General features: G+C 53.1%; 18 protein-coding genes. 11 read left to right on the forward strand and 7 right to left on the reverse strand.

The window, feature by feature from the left end:
• The first annotated feature begins 73 nt into the window (after positions 1-73).
• From LOZ86_RS05205 to cysM, 8 genes are all read left to right on the forward strand, one after another.
• Positions 74-2848 carry a M16 family metallopeptidase gene (locus LOZ86_RS05205; RefSeq protein ID WP_230242932.1) on the forward strand — a complete coding sequence of 925 codons (2775 nt, stop codon included), beginning with the start codon at positions 74-76 and terminating at the stop codon, positions 2846-2848.
• Complete coding sequence (locus LOZ86_RS05210; RefSeq protein ID WP_230242934.1) at positions 2845-4518, forward strand: ABC transporter ATP-binding protein/permease; 1674 nt, start codon at positions 2845-2847, stop codon at positions 4516-4518. The genes LOZ86_RS05205 and LOZ86_RS05210 overlap by 4 nt, the downstream gene beginning before the upstream one ends.
• A gap of 187 nt (positions 4519-4705) precedes the next feature.
• Entirely contained in the window at positions 4706-5317 is a 612-nt protein-coding gene (locus LOZ86_RS05215) for an RpoE-regulated lipoprotein (protein WP_230242936.1), read from the forward strand.
• A 210-nt stretch (positions 5318-5527) separates the two neighbouring features.
• Complete coding sequence (locus tag LOZ86_RS05220; protein ID WP_039485015.1) at positions 5528-6427, forward strand: Dyp-type peroxidase; 900 nt, start codon at positions 5528-5530, stop codon at positions 6425-6427.
• Positions 6428-6738: 311 nt separating this feature from the next.
• The gene (locus tag LOZ86_RS05225; protein WP_039485013.1) at positions 6739-7767 is read left to right on the forward strand and encodes a sulfate ABC transporter substrate-binding protein; all 1029 of its coding nucleotides are present in this window, start codon (positions 6739-6741) and stop codon (positions 7765-7767) included.
• Positions 7767-8621: a sulfate/thiosulfate ABC transporter permease CysT gene (cysT, locus tag LOZ86_RS05230; RefSeq protein WP_039485011.1), complete on the forward strand. Its 855-nt coding sequence runs from the start codon at positions 7767-7769 to the stop codon at positions 8619-8621. The genes LOZ86_RS05225 and cysT overlap by 1 nt, the downstream gene beginning before the upstream one ends.
• On the forward strand, positions 8621-9487 hold the full coding sequence (cysW, locus tag LOZ86_RS05235; protein ID WP_039485009.1) for a sulfate/thiosulfate ABC transporter permease CysW: 867 nt from the start codon (positions 8621-8623) through the stop codon (positions 9485-9487). The genes cysT and cysW overlap by 1 nt, the downstream gene beginning before the upstream one ends.
• Positions 9488-9557: 70 nt before the next feature.
• Positions 9558-10439, forward strand: a complete 882-nt coding sequence (gene cysM / locus LOZ86_RS05240; RefSeq protein WP_039485006.1) for a cysteine synthase CysM — start codon at positions 9558-9560, stop codon at positions 10437-10439.
• Between the two features lie 36 nt (positions 10440-10475).
• Here the strand turns inward: cysM and LOZ86_RS05245 are convergent, their stop codons facing one another.
• The gene (locus LOZ86_RS05245; protein WP_039513184.1) at positions 10476-12428 is read right to left on the reverse strand and encodes a MacB family efflux pump subunit; all 1953 of its coding nucleotides are present in this window, start codon (positions 12426-12428) and stop codon (positions 10476-10478) included.
• A 3-nt stretch (positions 12429-12431) separates the two neighbouring features.
• A complete protein-coding gene (locus tag LOZ86_RS05250) occupies positions 12432-13631 on the reverse strand; it encodes an efflux RND transporter periplasmic adaptor subunit (protein ID WP_230242937.1) in 1200 nt (399 codons plus the stop codon).
• 375 nt (positions 13632-14006) lie between these two features.
• Between LOZ86_RS05250 and LOZ86_RS05255 the strand changes: the two genes are divergently transcribed.
• Positions 14007-14687, forward strand: a complete 681-nt coding sequence (locus tag LOZ86_RS05255; RefSeq protein WP_039484998.1) for a response regulator transcription factor — start codon at positions 14007-14009, stop codon at positions 14685-14687.
• Complete coding sequence (locus tag LOZ86_RS05260; protein WP_230242939.1) at positions 14687-16054, forward strand: ATP-binding protein; 1368 nt, start codon at positions 14687-14689, stop codon at positions 16052-16054. Before LOZ86_RS05255 ends, LOZ86_RS05260 begins: the two co-directional genes overlap by 1 nt.
• 65 nt (positions 16055-16119) lie before the next feature.
• Here the strand turns inward: LOZ86_RS05260 and crr are convergent, their stop codons facing one another.
• The 3 genes from crr to ptsH form a co-directional block, all read right to left on the reverse strand.
• Entirely contained in the window at positions 16120-16629 is a 510-nt protein-coding gene (gene crr / locus LOZ86_RS05265) for a PTS glucose transporter subunit IIA (protein ID WP_010301392.1), read from the reverse strand.
• A gap of 148 nt (positions 16630-16777) precedes the next feature.
• The gene (gene ptsI, locus LOZ86_RS05270) at positions 16778-18505 is read right to left on the reverse strand and encodes a phosphoenolpyruvate-protein phosphotransferase PtsI (protein WP_039513182.1); all 1728 of its coding nucleotides are present in this window, start codon (positions 18503-18505) and stop codon (positions 16778-16780) included.
• 45 nt (positions 18506-18550) lie between these two features.
• Positions 18551-18808, reverse strand: coding sequence for a phosphocarrier protein Hpr (ptsH, locus tag LOZ86_RS05275; protein WP_005971891.1), 258 nt, complete (start codon positions 18806-18808; stop codon positions 18551-18553).
• 115 nt (positions 18809-18923) lie between these two features.
• On the opposite strand from ptsH, the gene LOZ86_RS05280 reads away from it, so the two are divergent.
• Positions 18924-19214, forward strand: a complete 291-nt coding sequence (locus LOZ86_RS05280; RefSeq protein ID WP_039484991.1) for a hypothetical protein — start codon at positions 18924-18926, stop codon at positions 19212-19214.
• Positions 19215-19263: 49 nt separating this feature from the next.
• On the opposite strand, the gene cysK is transcribed toward LOZ86_RS05280, so the two are convergent.
• Together cysK and cysZ are read right to left on the reverse strand one after the other, a co-directional pair.
• Positions 19264-20232, reverse strand: a complete 969-nt coding sequence (gene cysK, locus LOZ86_RS05285; protein ID WP_039484988.1) for a cysteine synthase A — start codon at positions 20230-20232, stop codon at positions 19264-19266.
• Positions 20233-20394: 162 nt separating this feature from the next.
• On the reverse strand, positions 20395-21222 hold the full coding sequence (gene cysZ / locus LOZ86_RS05290; protein ID WP_225969806.1) for a sulfate transporter CysZ: 828 nt from the start codon (positions 21220-21222) through the stop codon (positions 20395-20397).
• Positions 21223-21264: the final 42 nt, after the last annotated feature.

Here is a 21264-nt window from a genome sequence, read left to right on the forward strand (position 1 = left end):
GAATGACGGGGCATTTTGCATTGATGCATTCAGAAATTGCCTTACAGGCAAAAATAAAAACGAAAAGGTTGTTATGAACTGGAAGAAATGTTGCTGGTTATCGCTAACGGCTGTCGGCCTGTTAGCTGGAAGTGTTGTGAGCCAGGCCGAAGAAGTTAAAAGTCCGTTGCCGGTTTTTAAAGAAGGGACGTTGGCAAATGGACTGCGTTACACCCTTGTGCCGCTGGAAGGGCAGAAGTCGCGGGTTGATATTCGTCTGATTGTTGATGTCGGTTCGATTGACGAGAAAGACAACGAATCTGGTGTGGCGCATATCGTGGAGCATATGGTGTTCCGCGCCAGCGAGGCGTTTCCTCAAGGCGTAAGTACCGAACTGCATAAGCAAGGGTGGGTACGCGGTCAGAGCTATAACGCCGTGACCAACTACGAGCGCACCATGTACATGATGAGCCCGCCGAAAGGGAATCGCGATCTGGGGACGACCTTGCAGGCGCTGAGCCAGATGACGGGCCATGCCAAATTGCTGCAAAGCGACCTTGATGATGAGCGCAAAATTATCATGGAAGAGTGGCGTGGCAAGCTGGGCGTAGCGGAACGCATGAACCAGCAGCGCGTACAGGCGATTCGCCATGACTCTCGTTATCCTTCCCGCCCAACGATTGGCACGGAAGCGTCGATTAACGACACGCCAGCCAGCGTACTACAGGATTTCTATCAACGCTGGTATCACCCGTCGAATATGCGTTTGATGATCATTGGTGATATCACGCCTGCGGATGCAGAACGCGAAATTCAACGCTATTTTGCACCGTTGCCCAATGTCGCTGTGCCAGCCCGTGATTACTACGAGCCGTTACTGAAACCGAGACTCAACGTTGCGCGTTTGCAGGATAGCCAGAGTGGCAGCAGCCAGGTGTCATTTGTCTACCGTTTCAATGACAAAGACACATTCGGCCAATCCGATTACCGTCATCGTTTGCTGACGCAAATCACACTGTCTGCGGTAACACGTCAGGTTCGTCGACAACAAGCGGAACTGCCGCAAGACGCCAGTAGTCTGGTGGTGCGTAAATCGGATATCGGTAAAACGACGGCTGCACTAGGCTTTTTCGCCAATGTGATGCCGGGTGGTCATGACGCTGCTATTTCCGCCGTACTGAAAGAAATTGAACGCTTCAAACGCTATCCGTTAAACGAACAGGACATCACGGAGATCACATCCGACATTCGTGAAGTCGCACAGCGTATGAGCGATACACCTGAAAAACGTGAGTTTTCAGACTGGGTTCAACAATTGACCATCGTCTGGCAGCAGGATCGCCCTTATGTCGGCAGCCAGCAGCGCGGTAAAGATGCACTGGAAGCGCTGGATACCATCACGGCGGAAGATGTGAACCGCCATTGGCAACGTTGGTTAGCGTCACCTGATACGTTGGTTCAGTTTAGCGTGCCGGGCGCGACGCCTTTCACCTTGCCTAAACCGGATGCGATTCGTAAGTTGCAGGCACAGTGGGCAGCCGCGACGCTGGCACCGCTGCAAGTAGAAAAAGAGAAAGTCATCCCTGAATTGCCTGCCGTAACGCAAAGTGGGAAACGTACGGCGGTGAAGACCTTTGCCGCGCAGAAGGTAGAGCAGTGGCAGTTGAGCAATGGTGACCGCGTGGTATGGCTGCGTGCGCCAGAAGCGGGTAAAAAAGTCTACCTGACGGCAGTGAGCGACGCGGGATATTTGTCAACCTCGACCAATCCGTGGCAGGTACAGCTGGCAAGCCAACTGGTAAACCAAAGCGGACCGGCAACATGGAGCGGTGAAGCGCTCAGTAACTGGAAAAAGGAAAAGACGCTGTCGCTGGGTATTGCTCAGGAAGCCGATCAACTCACCGTGAACGGAAGTGCGCCAACAGAGCAGTTGGCAAGTCTGCTGGGACTGTATCGTGAGCTGAATGTGGCTCCAAGTATCGATCCTGACGTGATGAAAGAAAGCATGATGGGTCTGGCGCGTCAAAAAGCCAATGACGATCAATCTGTTTCAGGAGTACGGGCCAGTGACATTGCCAAACTGCGTTTTGGTGAGCCAGCCTGGCAGCAACCTGAAATTGCGGAACTGAAGAAAATTTCAGCGCCAGCGCTGCTTTCACAGTGGCATAAAGCGGTGTTTGCCCCGGTAACCTACTATCTGGTGGCAGATATGCCTGCTGCACAGATTTTGCCGCAGGTTGAACGCTATTTAGCGACGATCCCGCGTCAGCCTGCTGGCGAGGTGAAATCACATCTGGCTCTGCCGGGTAAACGTGAAGCGACATCGGCTATCAGTATTGAACCGCGTGCCGATATCCGCGCCTGGAGCTTCACACCGCATGCGTGGACACCACAGGCCGCTGTGCAGGTGAGCGTTGCCCGTAATCTGGCGAATAAATATCTCAAAACCAGCCTGCGTGATGATGCGTTAGGTATTTATCGCATGCGTGTCGATAGCGAACTGGAAGATAAAAGACAGCGTATTGAGACAGAAGTGAGCTTTACCAGCGCGCCTGAACGTGCGCAGGAGCTATGGACATTGGCCGAGAAAGCCTTTGCTGAACTGCCGAAAAATATCACCCAGCAGGATGTGGATGAGCAGAAAGCACAGTTCATTCGTGCGGAAAAAGGGCGTCAGAGCGATCTCATGACGATACAGCGCCGTCTGCTCCTGAGCTACCGCCATTATGACGATCCGCGTTATCTGACTAGCGTAGCCAAACTGGCGGATAGCATCACGCTGGAAGACGTACGGGCGATGTCGGCGAAGCTGTATAACCCGGATAACCGCGTGCTTTACATCACCTTGCCGCAAGAGGTGAAAGAGTGAAAAAGATAGCGGCACAGTTTGTCGATCTCTGCCGCCCTTTTTGGCGGGGAAAACAAGGCTTATTAGCCCTGTTACTTCTTGTTGCTGCCATCAGTATGGGATGGACCATCGTCTATCTCAACGTATTGCTCAATGACTGGAGTAAAACGTTTTACGATGCGCTAGGGTCGTTTGATAGCAGCTTGCTGCTCTCTCTCATGAAAGAGTACGGCATCTATATCCTGATTTATATCGTGGTATTTGTGCATCAGGACTGGTTCACTCGCTGGCTGATCATTCGCTGGCGCAGTGCCATGACGGAAGAGTTAGTGAATAGCTGGTTGGCAAAGCGGGCGTTTTATCGGATGTCGATAGTGGGAAAAATCGATAACCCCGATCAACGTATCGCTGAGGATATCAGCTTATTTGTTGATAAAACGGTGAGTCTGGTGGCGTCATTTTTGGTTGTGACTGCCCAGTTGTCATCTTTCGTCATCATTCTCTGGGAACTGTCGGGAGTACAGCGTTTTATGCTATTTGGTGAGGAGTGGGTAATCAAAGGTTACCTGGTCTGGGCCGTCATTATTTATACCGTGTTCGGCACCTTGATTACGCATCTGATCGGTAAACGGCTGCACGGTATTAACTATGAGAAGCAACGTGCTGAAGCGAATTTTCGTGCGTCTTTGCTGCGTAAGCATGATAACGCGGAGCAAATTGCGCTATATGGTGGCGAACAGCAAGAAAAAAGCCATCTCAAGCGTCAATTTTCTGCGATTGTCTCTAACTGGTGGCGTTCAATGAATGCGGAACGTAATCTGGGTTTTTTCACTACGGGTTACATGCGTGTTAGCTTGATCGTCCCTATTTTTGCTGCATTACCGGCCTTTCTCAGCAAAACGGTGACGCTAGGTGGGTTGATGCAAATCCGCGGAGCGTTTGCTCAGGTGCATGGCGCGTTGAGCTGGTTTATTCGCATGTATCGGGAATTCATGGAGCTTTCCGCGAGCATGGAACGTTTGAGCCAGTTCAAACAGGAAATCAAACGCCATCAGTCTGAAGATGAAGTGGTTCCGGTCGGTGAGCGTCTGCAACTGGATCAGCTTTCTTTCACCACGCCGCAGGGCGCTCCACTGCTGCAAAAGGTGGATCTGAGCTGTGAAGCGGGTAGCTGGAGTAAGTTTTCTGGCCGTAGCGGGCTGGGGAAATCAACGCTACTGCGTACGTTAAGCGGCCTGTGGCCGTATTACGATGGCCGCTGGCAGTCGCTTGAAGGTCGCAGCTTGCTGTTACCGCAGCAAAGCTATTTGGGGCAGGGTACGCTGGCAGAGATCCTCTGCTATCCGCATCCGCCGCTGGCTGACAGTGAGATGCTGCGTCAGACGCTCGATAGCGTTGGGCTGGGCGCGTGGCGCGATCGTCTGGATGAGCAATTGAACTGGGATCGGGTGTTCTCCGGTGGCGAGCGGCAGCGTGTTGCTTTTGCCCGCGCGCTGATTGCTAAACCCGATACGCTTTATCTGGATGAAGCGACCAGCAATCTGGATCATGATGCCGCCAGACAGCTTTTGGCACTGGTCAAGCTGGCGTTGCCTGCGTGTACCGTGGTGGCGATTACGCACCAGACGGAGTTGGACGATCTGTTCACGCACCGTTATGACTTAACGGATTTTGCCTCACAGCGCAGTTGATGTTGTTCGCAGGCCTTCCGGCTCTCGGGAGGCCTGCGGTTCCGGTTTGCTTCTTTTCACATGCTTCCTATAATCCTCCGCAGGATTATCCCGTCTTTACGGCACTTTTCGTCGCTCGCAGACTCCAATCCCCATCTTACTAGGGTGGCTGATGACGAAAGCCGTTCAATCTTGAGGAGTACATGCCATGAATTTTCGCCCGCTGGGTTTATCGCTGGTGCTGGGTTTACCGCTGTTGCTGACCGGATGCAGCACGCTTTCTAATTTCTCCTGGTCCAGCCTGTCGCCGTTTAACTGGTTCGGCAGCTCGCTGGAGGTTACCGATGCAGGTGTCGGCGGCATCAATGCCGGTACGCCGCTGTCCGAAGGGGCGCTACAGAGCGCGCTGGATGGCAGTTATCAACTGCGTAGCGGAATGGGCACGTCCAACGGTCAACTGGTTGCGTTTTATCAGGCGCTGGATGGCAAAGACGTGAAGATGATCATCAGCGGGCAGCCGAAGGGCAGCGTGCGTAAAGTTGAGGTCATGGATCCGGCGGTTGGCAGCGCAGGTGGCGTAAAAATAGGGGATGTTTTTAGCAATACCTACAGTAAGGCGTTTGAATCCTGCCAGTTAGGGCAAGGTGATGATGCGCAGAGCGTGGAATGTGCCGCGCCGCAGAGTACGCATATCAGCTACGTCTATTCCGGCGAGTGGAGCGGCCCGGAAGGCTTGATGCCGCCCGATGATATCCTGAAAACCTGGAAAGTGAGCAAAATCGTGTGGCACGCGCAGGGGCGTAACACATCCGCTTTATAAAGGAGTGTCTCGTAAAGGCTGTAATTTGTCTTTACGCAAGGTAAAAGTCAGGCGGCTTCCGGTATGATAGCGGCGCTGTCTGGCATGTGCGGTGGCAGCCGCAATCTCTTATGACCGCAGTAATAAGCCATAACCACAGTAGTAAAAGCCATAACCACAGTAGTAAAAGCCATAACAACAAAGAAAAAACTGACGCTTGAGGAAGCAGAAATGACACCAATTCAAAGCGGTATTTTATTGGAACACCGCCGTTTTGCCATTTTTATGGAAGCGATGATTCAGGGAGAGTTTGATGCTATCCGGCAGGGATGCAAAAAATTCTGTCAGACGTTACAAGAGTTACAGCAGCAGTATCCCGATGCGGGATTGGGCGCGGTGCTGGCGTTTGGCAGCGATGTCTGGCGCGATCTGGACTGTAACCATAGTGCGGCGGAGCTGAAGCCGTTCACGCCGCTGGGTAAAGGGCTTGCCCCTGCTACGCAGCGCGATGTATTGATCCACATTCAATCGCTGCGCCATGATGTTAATTTCACACTAGCACAGGCAGCGCTGGCAGCGTTTGGTAGCGCGATTCGTATCGAAGAAGAAACGCACGGTTTCCGTTGGGTGGAAGATCGCGATTTAAGCGGCTTTATCGACGGCACGGAAAACCCGCAGGGCGATGCCCGTCACGCCGTGGCGATTATCCCTGAAGGCCAGCCAGATGCAGGCGGCAGCTATGTGTTTACCCAGCGTTGGGAACACAATCTGAAGCAGTTGCAGCGTTTTAGCGTGGAACAGCAGGAGCAGATGATTGGGCGTACCAAGCAGGACAACGAAGAGCTGTCTTCCGATGAACGCCCAGAGACCTCACACCTGAGCCGTGTGGATTTAAAGGAGGACGGCAAGGGGCTGAAAATTCTGCGCCAGAGCCTGCCTTATGGCACCGCGAGCGGGAAAAACGGCCTCTACTTTGTCGCCTACTGCGCACGTCTGCATAACATTGAGCAGCAGTTGCTGAGCATGTTCGGCGATCGTGACGGTAAACGTGACGACATGCTGCGCTTTACGCGTGCCGTCAGCGGCAGCTACTTCTTCGCGCCTTCTCTGGATCAGCTTTTGTCGCTGTAAGATCTGACGCATTTTCCTGATGCCTGCGCCTGTGCAGGCATCCATTCTCTCCGCTTTCAATGTTTCCACCTCTCTGCCTTGGGCTATCTGGCCGCGCCTTTGCTTTTTCAGCATGCTTTTTCTTCTCGTTTCGGGGTTATGTCCTTTAGCGCTTAAAAAGCCCGAAATGTTATATATAAAGGTTATATGTTAGCCACCACTTCCCCCTACACTGATTTGCGCTGACAAGCGTGTGCTATGCAAAAAACGGCTATGAAACGGCTCCTATAACAAGGCCTACCGAATAGGCTCTAACTCTGGCAGGACATAAGATGAATCAAGTACAGGTGAAAGGCTGGCTGGTGAAAGGTTCTCTGGCGCTGTCATTGCTGTTGGGCGGGCAGAGCGCTGTCTCTGCTACCGAGCTGCTGAACAGCTCTTATGATGTGTCGCGTGAGCTTTTTGTTGCGCTCAATCCCGGCTTTGAAAAGCAGTGGCTGTCGCAGCACCCTAACGATCCGCTGACGATCAAACAATCGCATGCCGGTTCGTCTAAACAGGCGTTGGCTATTCTGCAAGGCCTGAAGGCCGACGTTGTGACCTATAATCAGGTGACGGACGTTCAGATCCTGCACGATCGTGGTCAACTGATTCCGGCTGATTGGCAGGCGCGTTTACCGAATAACAGTTCTCCGTTTTACTCCACCATGGCTTTCCTGGTTCGCAAAGGCAATCCTAAAGGAATCCACGACTGGAACGATCTGGTGCGTGATGACGTTAAGTTGATTTTCCCGAATCCGAAAACCTCCGGCAATGCCCGTTATACCTACCTTGCAGCCTGGGGCGCGACTAGCAAAGCCAACGGTGGCGATGAGGCCAAAACACGCGCGTGGATAACGCGTTTTCTGGCGAACGTCGAAGTCTTTGATACCGGCGGTCGTGGCGCAACCACCACGTTTGTGGAACGCCAGTTGGGCGATGTGCTGATCAGTTTTGAATCCGAGGTGAATAACATCCGCAATCAGTATGGTGCCGAGAACTACGAGGTGATCGTTCCGAAGGTCAACGTGCTGGCGGAATTCCCTGTGGCGTGGATCGATAAGAATGTCGAGAAGAACGGCACTGAGCAGGCGGCAAAAGCCTATTTGAATTATCTCTATAGCCCAGAAGCACAGAAGGTCATCACCGATTTTTACTATCGAGTGAATAACCCTGAATTGACGCAAACGCTGAAGTCCCGCTTCCCAGAGACCACCTTATTCCGAGTGGAAGATCAGTTTGGGGCGTGGCCGCTGGTGATGAAAACCCACTTCGATACCGGTGGTGAACTAGATAAATTGCTGGCGGCTGGTCGTCAGTAATGTTTTTGAGGTCGGGTAATTTCTTTTCTGGTTCAGGTAAACGGGTACTGCCGGGATTCGCGCTGAGCCTGGGCAGCAGCCTGCTGTTCGTCTGTCTGATTCTGCTGCTGCCCTTAAGTGCGCTGGTCATGCAGCTCTCAGAAATGAGTCTGGCGCAGTACTGGGCGGTGATCGCTAACCCGCAGGTGGTGGCCGCCTACAAAGTAACGCTGTTGGCTGCGGGGCTGGCGACGGTATTTAATGCGGGATTCGGCCTGTTAATGGCGTGGATTTTGACGCGTTATCGCTTCCCCGGGCGAGCCCTGCTGGATGGGCTGATGGATTTACCCTTTGCGCTTCCCACCGCCGTGGCGGGGCTGACGCTGGCCGCGCTGTTTTCAACGACCGGCTGGTACGGCGCATGGCTGGCAGAGTACGGCATAAAGGTGTCCTATACCTGGCTGGGGATTACGATTGCAATGGCGTTCACCAGCATTCCTTTTGTGGTGCGCACCGTTCAACCGGTGTTGGAAGATCTGGGGCCGGAATATGAAGAGGCGGCGCAGACGCTGGGGGCGAATCGCTGGCAGTGTTTTCGCTACGTCATTTTACCGGAGTTAACTCCGGCATTATTAACGGGCACCGCGCTGTCGTTTGCCCGCAGTCTGGGCGAGTTTGGCGCGGTTATCTTTATTGCGGGGAACATTGCCTGGCAGACGGAAGTCGTTTCGCTGATGATTTTTATCCGCTTGCAGGAGTTCGATTTCCCTGCCGCCAGCGCGATTGCCTCCGTCGTATTAGCCGCGTCTTTATTGATACTGTTTGCCGTCAACGTGCTGCAAAGCCGTTTTGGTCAACGGACTCGGAGCGTGTAATGGCAGAGAGACCGACTGTGACGCCACGGCGTCAATCTCATCCGGTTCGGCAGGAACGTAACGGGGCGAGAGCGGCGTTGATTGCGCTGGGCGTGATATTATCGCTCATCATGCTGGTCATCCCCTTAGTGTCAATTTTTGCCGCTGCGCTGTCGCATGGGCTGGGGGGCGTCTGGCGTAACCTGAGCGACCCTGACATGCTGCATGCCATTGGCCTCACGCTGCTGGTGGTTGCGATCGTCGTACCGGTGAATCTGGTGTTTGGCACGCTGCTGGCGTGGCTGGTTACGCGCTTTCAGTTTCCGGGGCGGCAACTGCTGCTCACGCTGATCGACATTCCTTTTGCTGTTTCTCCGGTGGTCGCGGGTTTGCTGTATCTGCTCTTTTACAGCACCAACGGCCCGGTTGGCGGCTGGCTGGATGAGCAGGGGATACAGCTGATGTTTGCCTGGCCGGGCATTGCGCTGGTAACGATATTCGTGACTTGCCCGTTTATGGTCAGGGAGCTGGTTCCGGTGATGATGAGTCAGGGCAGTCAGGAAGAAGAAGCTGCGGTGCTGCTCGGTGCGTCGGGCTGGCAGGTGTTCTATCGGGTGACGCTCCCGAATATCCGCTGGGCGCTGCTGTATGGCGTAGTGCTGACCAATGCCCGAGCGATTGGCGAGTTTGGTGCCGTATCCGTGGTGTCGGGCTCGATTCGTGGTGAAACCTACACGCTGCCGCTACAGGTTGAATTGCTGCATCAGGATTATAACAGCGTGGGGGCGTTTACCGCAGCGGCGCTGTTAACCGTGATGGCGATACTGACGCTGTTCATCAAAAGCGCCTTGCAGTGGCGTGTGAAGCGGCAAATGAATAAACACTAACTTTTATCTTCTATCTTTTATCTTTTCTATCACTCGCGCCGCATGCGTGAGGTTTTTTAGGACTCAACTTGTGACAACGCTTGAGCATTGTATTGGCAATACCCCACTGGTGAAATTGCGGCGCCTGACGCAGGGGTTAAACAGTGAAATCTGGCTGAAGCTGGAAGGAAATAACCCCGCCGGATCGGTAAAGGATCGGGCCGCGCTCTCCATGATCCAGCAGGCGGAGAATCGCGGTGACATCGCCCCCGGTGACCGGCTCATTGAGGCGACCAGCGGGAACACCGGTATTGCGTTGGCGATGATTGCAGCGGTGAAAGGTTATCGGCTGCGCTTGCTGATGCCGGACAACATGAGTTATGAACGCCAGACCGCGATGCGCGCGTATGGCGCAGAGCTGGTGTTGGTGAGTCGCAAGTTGGGAATGGAAGGGGCGCGGGATCGGGCGAAACAGATGGTGCTGGCGGGAGAAGGGAAAACGCTCGATCAGTTCAATAACCCAGACAATTCGCTGGCGCACTTTCTGACTACTGGTCCGGAAATCTGGCAGCAGACGGCGGGAAAGCTGACTCATTTTATCTCCAGTATGGGAACGACCGGCACCATTTCCGGCGTCAGCCGTTATCTGAAACAGCAGAACCCGGCAATTTGTACGGTGGGATTACAACCTGCGGAAGGGAGCCACATTCCCGGTATTCGCCGCTGGACGCCAGACTATATGCCAGGAATTTTCCGTGCCGATCTGGTCGATCGCATTCTGGATATGACGCAGGTGGACGCCGAGAATACGCTACGACAGCTGGCGCGTCAGGAAGGTATCTTCTGCGGTGTCAGTTCCGGTGGTGCGGTGGCCGGCGCACTGAGGATCGCAGCGGAAAACCCCGGCAGCGTGATTGTGGCAATCGCCTGCGATCGTGGCGATCGCTACCTGTCCACCGGGGTATTTGATTAACGTGACTCGTCATACTTCAAGTTGCATGTGCGTTGGCTATTCCCGCTCCAGAGCGTGGATCGGTTCCATCTGTGCGGCACGACGGGCGGGGAAGAAGCCGAAGATAATGCCGATTAGGCTGGAGCACAGGAATGCGGCAATAATCGAAGAGCTGGAATAGATCATCGCGAAATTGCTGCTGAACTGGGCGAATAGCACGCCAATAGCCAGCGACAGCGCCACGCCGATGATGCCGCCGAACAGGCAAACCAGCACCGCTTCGATAAGAAACTGCTGCATGATATCGCTGGTGCGTGCGCCAACCGCCATACGAACGCCGATCTCTCGGGTTCGCTCCGTAACGGAAACCAGCATGATGTTCATCACGCCGATACCGCCGACTAGCAGCGAGATCAGAGCAATCATCGACACCAGCAGCGTGAGCGTGGTGGTGGTTTTCTCGATCATCTGACGGATGCTGTCGGTGTTCATGATAAAGAAATCTTTTGTACCATGCCGCTGCGTCAGCAGTGTGGTGATGCTTTTCTCGGCGACGTTCATATCCATATTGTCTTTCACCCGCACCGTGATGCTTTTCAGGTAGGATTGCCCGACCATGCGCTTCATCACCGTGGTGTACGGCACCCAGACGTTCAGATTTTCATCGCTGCCGAAGCCGCTCTGATTCTTGCTGACGACGCCGATAATCCGTACGGGCAGCGAGCCTAGCAAAATCACTTGTCCAATGGGATCTTCGCCGTGGGGAAAGAGCTTATCGCGCGTGTTTTTATCAATCACCGCGTCCTGTTTCAGTTCATCGACGCTGCTGCGAGGGAAAAGCACGCCGCGTTGTAAGGTATAGCCACGTACGGTGAAGAACTGCTCGCCAACCCCGGAAATGCTGGCGGAAACGGCAATGTTGCCGTAGCGCATCGTTACGCTGGTGGAGACGGACGGCGTCACGCTATGCACGTAAGGCTGCTGCGTCAGCGGCTGAATATCGCTGGCGCGTAACGTCTGGATGGCGCTGGCATCTATGTCGCCGAAGCCTTTACCGGGGAAGATTTCCAGCGTGCTGGTGCCCATCGAGTTGATGTCGGCCAGCACCTGTTCCTGTGAGCCTTTTCCCAGCGCGACGACCGAGACGACAGATGCAATGCCGATGATGATGCCGAGCATCGTCAGAAAGGTGCGCATTCGCTGGGCGTTCATCGCCAGCAGCGCCATTTTAAACGCGTCGATAAAGCGATCTTTGAACTGATTCAGAGCGGACGTCGCCGGAGAGCTGGTAGCTTCTGGTGACGGTACGGCGGCCTCTTCGGGGCGCGTTTGTCGGTCGGCAATCACTTCGCCATCGCGCAGTTCGATGATGCGCTGCGCGTGTTCGGCAATCGTCATGTCGTGGGTAACGATCACGACCGTATTGCCCTGTCTGTGCAGATCGCGAAGTATGCTCAGAACCTCGTTGCCGCTGTGGGTGTCGAGCGCACCGGTGGGTTCATCCGCCAGAATAATGCCGCCGCCGTTCATCAGCGCCCGCGCGATACTCACGCGCTGCTGCTGGCCGCCGGAAAGCTGGCTGGGCCGATAGTGGAGACGACTTTCCAGTCCTAGCCTGGTGAGTAGCTCTGCCGCCCGTTGACGGCGCGCCAGCCGACTTTTTCCGGCATAAATGGCGGGCACTTCAACATTACCCAGCGCGCTGAGGTCGCCGAGCAGGTGATAGCGCTGGAAAATAAAGCCGAAATGCTCGCGGCGCAGTTCCGCAAGCTGGTCGTTATCCAGTTCGCCAACGGCGCGTCCTGCCACCTGATAATCACCGGCAGACGGTTTATCCAGACAGCCGAGAATGTTCATCAGTGTGGATTTTCCCGACCCGGACGCCCCGACAATCGCCACCATCTCTCCCTGATTGATGGTCAGGTTGATGTCTTTGAGGACGGTGACGTCCTGTTCGCCGTTGGAAAAGCGGCGGGTAATACCAGTTAGCTTAAGTAAAGATGTGGACATGCGTTACATCCCCCTCGGTGGGCCGGGATGCGTAGACGCGACATCGCCGGATGATGGGCTGACAACGACCTGTTCCCCCACGCTGAGCCCCGAACGAATCTGGGTGCGCACGTTATCATTGAGGCCGAGCGTCACCAGACGCGATTCAACCTTCTTGTTCGCATTCACGACCTGTACGTACCACATGCCATCGCGCGAGGTTAACGCCGTCGCTGGAACGACAATGGCGTTTTTCACTGAAGACAGCAGAATATACACCTGTGCCGTCATGGAAATGCGCAATACGCCGTCAGGGTTTTTCACATCGAACAGACCGTTGTAATAGATCGCGGTGCTGGATGATGAACTGGAACTGCTGCTCGAACTGGATGAGGTTGTGGTCGAATCCGTGTTGATGGAGTCTGGCGCTGGCTCAATCGAGCTCAGCGTGGCTTCGTAACGGTTATTCGGCTCGCCCAGGATACTGAACCACACGGGCATGCCGGTTTTCACCTTGACGACGTCGGCTTCTGAGATTTTCACCTTGATGGTCATGGTGTCCAGATTGGCGACTTTGGCGATGGTCGGCGTCGTCTGAATCGCGTTGACCGTCTGCCCAGCTTCAACTGGAATGGCGACCACGGTGCCATCCATCGGTGAACGAATTTGGGTGTATCCCAGATTAACCTTGGCGGTGTTGACGGTAATCTGTGCCTGAATGATTTGGGCGTCCAGCGCGTCGATGTTGGCTTTGGTGGCATCTAGCGTCGCTTTTGCACTATCGTAATCAGCCTGTGCGCCAACGCCACGTTTCATCAACATTTGCTGACGCTGCCAGCTTAATTCGTTATTACGCAATTCCGCCAGTTTGGCCGCTCGCTGCGCCTGAATGTTTTTTAACGCGGCTTCACCGTTTTTTAGCGTGTCCTGCTGGGTGAGGTCATCAATCTCGGCGATCAATTGTCCCTTTTTCACCTTATCGCCAAGTTCGACGTGCAGCGCTTTGATTTGCCCCGAGGCCTGTGCACCGACGCTGACCTGCTTCTGCGCCTCAATTTTGCCGTCAGCAAGCACCGTTTGTTCGAGATCCGCAATCTCGGCGGCGGTGGTAAGCGCATTGGGCGCGGGTGATGGCTTGTTGAAAAACAGATGAAGAAGTACAGCAGCAGCGATAAGGCCAAGTGCGATCGTCGTGCGGCGTCGTGTAAAAAATCGTGATTGCATCAGGGGGAGTCGTCCTTAATGAATGCATCTGTATCCGTCATACTTCAAGTTGCAGGTGCGTTGGCTGCGCTCAATCACCCGAATCACTTACCTGAGTAAGCTCATCGGGATTCCCTCGCTTGCCGCCTGCCTGGAACTCGAATTATTTAGGGTATCAACGGGAATAAATAACGTAGGTGAGTAATTTACCCCGAGTCCGTAAAGGTAGCGGTAATCTTTGCTGAAAGAAATGGTAAGGATTAAGTAAATCTGGCTGCGAATATTCACGCCAGGCCTGAGAATACACCATCTATACCTATCATACTTCAAGCTGCCTGTGCGTTTCCTTCCCGCAGATCGAATACGTAGGGTATACCCGATTAATGAGGACAGGATATGAATATTTTACTGGTCGATGACGACGTAGAGCTGGGCGATATGCTCAGTGAGTACCTGAATGCGGAAGGGTTTTCGACCTCGCGGGTGCTGACGGGCAAAGAGGGCGTTGATGGCGCGATATCGGGGGATTACACCGCGATGATTCTGGATGTCATGCTGCCCGATATGAGCGGGATTGACGTGCTGCGCCAGATCAGAAAAACCCAGCAGTTGCCTGTCATTATGCTGACAGCGAGAGGCGACAACATCGACAGAGTCATCGGTCTGGAAATGGGCGCAGATGATTATATGCCTAAACCGTGCTATCCGCGTGAGCTGGTGGCAAGACTGCGGGCGGTGCTACGCCGCTATGACGAGCAGCCGAGCACAAAGCGCGACGAGAGCCTGGCTGCCAGCGGCGATCTGGTATTGAACCCCGCAACGCGCATCAGCGAATGGCGTGGGAAGCCGTTTGACCTGACGGCGTCTGAGTTTAATTTGCTGGAACTGCTGTTACGTTCCCCTGAACGGGTGGTGTCAAAAGATGAGCTGTCCGAAAAATGCCTGGGGCGTCGCCGTGAAGCGTATGACCGCAGCGTGGATGTGCACATCAGCAATATTCGTCAGAAGCTCGGTGCCTTGCTGGGCAACACGATGACGATTGAAACCGTGCGCAGCGTGGGATACCGGATTCGCTGATGATGATTCGTGGACGACTTTTCTGGAAGATACTGCTCGGGTTCTGGCTGACGTTTCTCGTCATGTCCCAGCTACTGTGGCTGGCTTTTTCTTTTTACGGCGAGCGCCATAAGCCGCTGGAAGAAATCGTGGTGTCGCGCATCGCGACGATGCAAACGGAGATGGTGGCTGCGGCGCTGCAACATGGCGGCTTGGGCGAATTGAACGATGTGATGTCGCTGCTGCCGCAGCAAGAGCAGCAATACATTTCCGTCACGGAATCGCCGTTGCCGATGTCGGAACAAGAGCTCGTCTCCGGCTCGCAGAATACGTTGCTCGATGAGGCTTTTGCGCCGGATAAACGTGGCGCGCAGCGTGCCACGCATATTATCAAGCAGGTCAACGGCCCTGCCGGGAAGTGGTATCAGATTCGTTATGACGCCGAGCTACTACGCAGCGAATTCCGTCCTCCTCGCCCGATTGAGTTTCTCAACGTGCCCGTGCCGTTTGTGATCATTGCGGGGTTTGGTGGTCTGTTGTTCAGCTCGGTATTGGCATGGAGTTTGGCACGTCCGCTAAGTCAGATCCGCGCTGGGTTTGATCAGGTTGCACAGGGCGATCTCAATGTGCGGCTGCTGCCTGTGATGCATAAACGTCATGATGAAATCAGCGATGTCGCGCGGGATTTCGATTCGATGGTCGAACGGCTGGATAGTCTGGCCAGCGCGCGTGAACAGCTGCTCCATGATGTCTCGCATGAGCTGCGCTCACCCCTGGCGCGTTTGCAGCTCGCTATCGGGTTGATAAGACAGAACCCCGACAATATAGAGAGTTCCTTGCAGCGTATTGAGCGTGAAGCCTTGCTGATGGATAAGATGATTGGCGAACTGTTGACGCTATCGCGCACGGAGCATTCCGGCATTGAGGAAGCCTATTTCGATTTGCTGGGGCTGGTGACGGCCGTGGTCAACGATACTCGCTATGAAGCGCAGGTCACCGATGTTGAAATCTTGCTGGCGGCGGATGAAGACGAAGACTACACGATTAAAGGCAACGCGGAGCTGATGCGCAGGGCGGTCGATAATGTGATGCGCAACGCGCTACGTTTTTCTGCTCCCACGCAGCAGGTTTCCGTATCGCTCATTGGCAATGAGCATGAGTGGACGATTCAGGTTGCCGATCAGGGCCCCGGCGTGGAGAAAAGTAAGCTCTCCAGCATCTTCGATCCTTTCATTCGTGTTGATTCGCCGCTGTCTGGCAAAGGCTCTGGGCTGGGGCTGGCGATTACTCGTAAAGTCGTGCTGGCGCACGGTGGGCATAGTGAGGCGGATAATGGTGAGCAGTGCGGGTTAGTGATTCGCCTGTGCGTGCCGCGCTGGAAAGCCTGAAACGAAAACGGCACCATCCGGGTGCCGTTTCGTGCAAACGTAGTAAACCATCCGTAGAAGGCGGCTTACTTTTTGATACGGATAACCGGCGTTTCACCGACAACAACCGTACCACTCAGTTTGGTCAATTCCTTGATTTCATCCATGTTGGAAATGACCACTGGTGTCAGAGTAGACTTCGCTTTTTCTTCCAGCAGAGCCAGGTCAAACTCGATAATGAGATCGCCTTTCTTCACGCGCTGGCCTTCTTCGGCGATGCGCTTGAAGCCTTCGCCTTTCAATTCAACGGTATCAATACCAAAGTGCACAAACAGCTCAATGCCGCTGTCAGACTCGATGGAAAACGCATGGTTGGTTTCAAAAATCTTACCGATGGTGCCGTCTACCGGTGCGACAATCTTGTTGCCAGTTGGCTTGATGGCAATACCGTCACCGACGATTTTCTCTGCAAATACGACATCAGGAACGTCTTCAATATTGACGATTTCACCGGACAGCGGGGCAATGATTTCGATGCTGCCAGTGTCTTTTTTGTCGTCAGAAACCAGAGACTTCAATTTATCGAACAAACCCATGATTCTCTCCTAAGCATTAATATTGGGCCAGCGTATACCCTAATCTTTCAAGTTGGTGTGGCATTGGTTTTCTTCGCTACCCCGACTGCGAATCTATCACCTGTCGGGGTGCTGATTGCCACCTTGAAACCTATTAGGTAAAGCAGAATCAGCAGAGCGTTTTTTCTTTAATAAAGCGGCTCACCAGATTGCTTAACTCTTGTGCTGTCGGTTGAGCGAGTGCTTGCTCCGCCAGCGCCTTCGCATCTTCGTAATTCGCATTACGGATGATTTTCTTGATGCTCGGGATAGAGATCGCACTCATGCTGAATTCGTCCAGACCCATTCCCAATAACAGTAGTGTAGCACGTTCGTCACCGGCGAGCTCACCACACATCCCTGTCCATTTGCCTTCGGCATGAGACGCGTCAATAACCTGTTTAATCAGGGTCAGGACGGCGGGGGACATCGGATTATAGAGATGAGAAATCAGCTCATTACCGCGATCAACTGCCAGAGTATACTGGGTTAAGTCATTTGTCCCAATACTAAAGAAGTCAACTTCTTTGGCTAAATGTGACGCAATGGCGGCGGCAGCAGGTGTTTCAACCATCACGCCGACTTCAATGCTTTCGTCGAAGGCTTTACCTTCTTCTCTCAGCTGTGCTTTCAGCATCTCCAATTCGGCTTTCAGCTCACGCACTTCTTCCACTGAAATAATCATCGGGAACATGATACGCAGCTTGCCAAATTTTGATGCGCGCAGAATGGCACGCAGCTGGGCATGCAGGATTTCTTTACGATCCAGACAGATACGGATAGCACGCCAGCCAAGGAACGGGTTCTCTTCCTTCGGCAGGTTCATGTAGGGCAGATCTTTGTCGCCACCGATATCCATGGTACGGACGATAACGGCCTGAGCGCCAACGGCTTCGGCAACTGCCTTATACGCCTGGAACTGCTCTTCTTCGGTAGGCAGCGAGTCACGATCCATGAACAGGAATTCGGTACGATACAGGCCAACACCTTCTGCGCCGTTACGCTCTGCACCGGCGACATCACGCACGGTACCGATGTTGGCACAGACTTCAACCTGATGACCGTCCAGCGTGATGGCCGGCAGATCTTTCAGCTTGGCCAGCTCATACTTTTCAGCGTGGTATTGCTGCTGAACGGCTTTTAATTCTTCAATTTTATCCGCGGTCGGATTCTGATAGATCTGGTTGTTTACGGCATCCAGAATCAGATAGTCGCCGTTTTTAACCTGCTGGGTCACATTTGTCGTGCCGACGATCGCAGGCAGTTCCAGCGAACGGGCCATAATGGACGTGTGAGACGTGCGGCCACCAAGGTCGGTGATGAAGCCCAGCACTTTGTCCAGATTCAACTGCGCGGTTTCTGACGGTGTCAGGTCTGTGGCAACCAGAATGGCTTCATCCTGAATATCGCCCAGATCGACGATGGTCATATTGAGAATGTTGCGTAGCAAACGCTTCCCGATATCACGCATATCTGCGGCGCGTTCTTTCAGATATTCATCATCAAGCTCTTCCAGTGCTTTAGCCTGGTTTTCGATGACGGAAAATGCAGCAGCGTCGGCGGAAGCATGCTCATCTTTAATCAGGGCTATGATTTCCTGCTCGAACTCTTCATCTTCCAGCAACATGATGTGGCCTTCGAAGATGGCTTCTTTCTCTGCGCCCAGCGTCTCGCCCGCTTTCTTCTTGATAGCTTCCAACTGTACGGATGCTTTGGAACGGCCAGTCAGAAAACGTTCAATTTCCTGCTCCACCTGATCCGCAGAGATTTTTTTCCGGTTGATGAGAATTTCATCTTCTTTCAGTAACAGTGCCTTACCAAAAGCAATACCCGGTGATACTAATATGCCTGAAATCATAACCCTACCTTACTCGATTCTGGTGTTCACTAAAAAACTCGTCGTTTACTCGAGCTCAGCCATCAGCTTGACCAGGTGTTCAACCGCTTTTTGTTCGTCTTCGCCTTCCGCAGCGATAGTAACCACAGTTCCTTGTGTTAAGCCGAGTGTTTGTAATTTGAACAGGCTCTTAGCGCTAGCGCTCTTGCCGTTAGACGTCACTGTGATTTCAGAGGTGAAGCCTTTGGCTTCTTTGACGAACTGAGCAGCAGGACGAGTGTGCAGGCCATTCGGTGCGGTGATAGTCACTTCTTGCTGGAACATGCTTTTTTCCCCAACTTATGGATTAGATTAATGTTGTGGAACTAAAGTTTAGTTGATTCACTGAACTTTAGCCTGTTTGGTTAGCGCCTGATTTATGTTACAGGGGCAGGCCACGATGCGACAAGAAAACCGTCAAACGTATTTCCTGAATAAAATACCATCAAATACCGCGGATTCCGTCACCCATTATCTTAACCTCAGTCGCAAAACGGCGATGTGGGCTATCGTGCGCAGGAAAAAAAACGGTCATGCGCAGGAAAAACATAATGTGATGAGGCGTGGTACTTGCCGGATATTAATTTCACGCATCAAAATAATTGTTCGGTTAAATACTAAACCTGATGTAGAAAAGCAATCCACATGTGGTAGAAAGTTTGAACTGTGCCACAAAAAAGCACCTAAATAGGTGCTTTTTTAACACATTGGTCACTTGTTGTTCGAGTGTGACCGGAAGGTTATTGTTGCAGTTCCTGCTCGGTGAACAGGTCGGCAAAGAGTGCTGTGCTGAGGTAGCGTTCGCCGGAAGAAGGCAGAATAACGACGATAGTTTTATCTTCAAATTCTTTTTCTTTGAGCAAGTTCAGCGCTGCGGCAACGGCTGCACCGGAAGAAATACCAGCCAGAATGCCTTCTTCTTCCATCAAACGGCGCGCGGTGCTGATCGCTTCTTCGTTCGTCACTTTCTCTACGCGGTCAATCAGTTTCAGATCCAGGTTACCCGGAATGAAACCCGCGCCGATGCCTTGAATCTTGTGCGGGCCCGGTTTCAGCTCTTGGCCTGCCAACGCCTGAGTGATCACGGGTGAATCGGTAGGTTCAACCGCCACGCTGATGATGGCCTTGCCTTTGGTGTTCTTGATGTAGCGGCTGACACCTGTCAGCGTACCGCCAGTACCGACGCCAGAGATAAAGACATCAACCTGACCATCGGTATCTTCCCAGATTTCAGGGCCGGTGGTTTTTTCGTGAATTTCTGGGTTAGCGGGGTTGCTGAACTGCTGTAGCAGCAGATAACGCTGCGGATCGCTGGCGACAATCTCTTCTGCCTTGGCGATGGCACCTTTCATGCCTTTCGCGCCTTCGGTCAGTACCAGATTAGCACCCAGCGCTTTCAGCAGCTTGCGGCGCTCGATGCTCATGGTTTCCGGCATGGTGAGCGTGAGTTTGTAACCGCGAGCTGCGGCAACATAGGCCAGGGCAATCCCTGTGTTTCCGCTGGTAGGTTCAACCAACTCAATGCCTGGTTTGAGAACGCCGCGTTTTTCTGCATCCCAAATCAGGTTGGAGCCGATACGGCATTTTACGCTGAAGCTCGGGTTGCGGGATTCCACTTTAACCAGAATGCGTCCGTTGCCGATACGGTTCAGGCGAACCAGCGGCGTATGGCCGATTGTGAAAGAATTGTCTTCGTAGATCTTGCTCATAGCCTGTCCTTATAACTGTATGAAATTTTTGCGAACGTAGAGAGAATACCCGTTCACACTTTTCAGTGAAGTAAAGAATTGCTATATCGTTATGTTCTTAAGAAATATCTTTTCATTACAATAGAAAGCACCGGCTGTTATCAGCCAGTGCTTGCGGTCTTTTTATGGCGCTTTTTTCGGCAGGGTTGCTGATAGATCGCGATAACGATCTACCCACAGCTGCGTTGCACCGCATACCGCAACAGGCATGATGACCAAATTCAAAAAAGGCACCAGCGTAAACAGGCTGACCAACGCGCCAAACTGCATATTGGCGACTTTATGGCGGCGTAATGCCTGACGCATTGTGGCAAATCCCACTTTGTGGTTATCAAAAGGATAATCGCAATATTGAATCGCCAGCATCCACGCGCTGAACAGGAACCACAGTACCGGAGCGACAGTTTGCCCAATGCCGGGGATGAAATAGAGAAGAAATAGCACAATGGCGCGTGGCAGGTAATACGCCAGTTTTTGGACTTCACGTTTCATGATGCGCGGGACGTCTTTAGCGATGTCAAGTATGCCGCTGTCCGGCAACGTTTGGCCGGTTAGTTTTGCTTCCAGCTGCTCGGCTAACAAGCCGTTAAACGGTGCGGCGATAAAATTGGCGATCGTGCTAAATAGGTAGCTGAATACCAGCAAAATGGAGATCACCGCAAGTGGCCAAATGAGGTAGCTGAGCCATTGCAGCCAGCTCGGAATGTGGCTCATGATCTGCGGAATCCAGTCATTCAACTGGGTAAAAAGCCACCAGAAAGCCCCGCCCATCAGTACGATGTTCATCAGTAAGGGCAGAATAACGAAACGTCGGATGCCCGGCAGTGAGATCAGGCGCCATCCAGCAAGAAAATAGTGTATGCCGCTGCGAACCTGGTCAGGGGGATTGCCGTAAGACAATTTTTCGGAAGATAATGGTTTTTCTGAAGACGATTGTTTTTCTGAAGACATAGTGCCGATAGACTCAGTCATTTGTTTGTTAAGGCATCATAT

Source organism: Pectobacterium parvum (assembly GCF_020971565.1).
Lineage (GTDB): Bacteria > Pseudomonadota > Gammaproteobacteria > Enterobacterales > Enterobacteriaceae > Pectobacterium > Pectobacterium polare.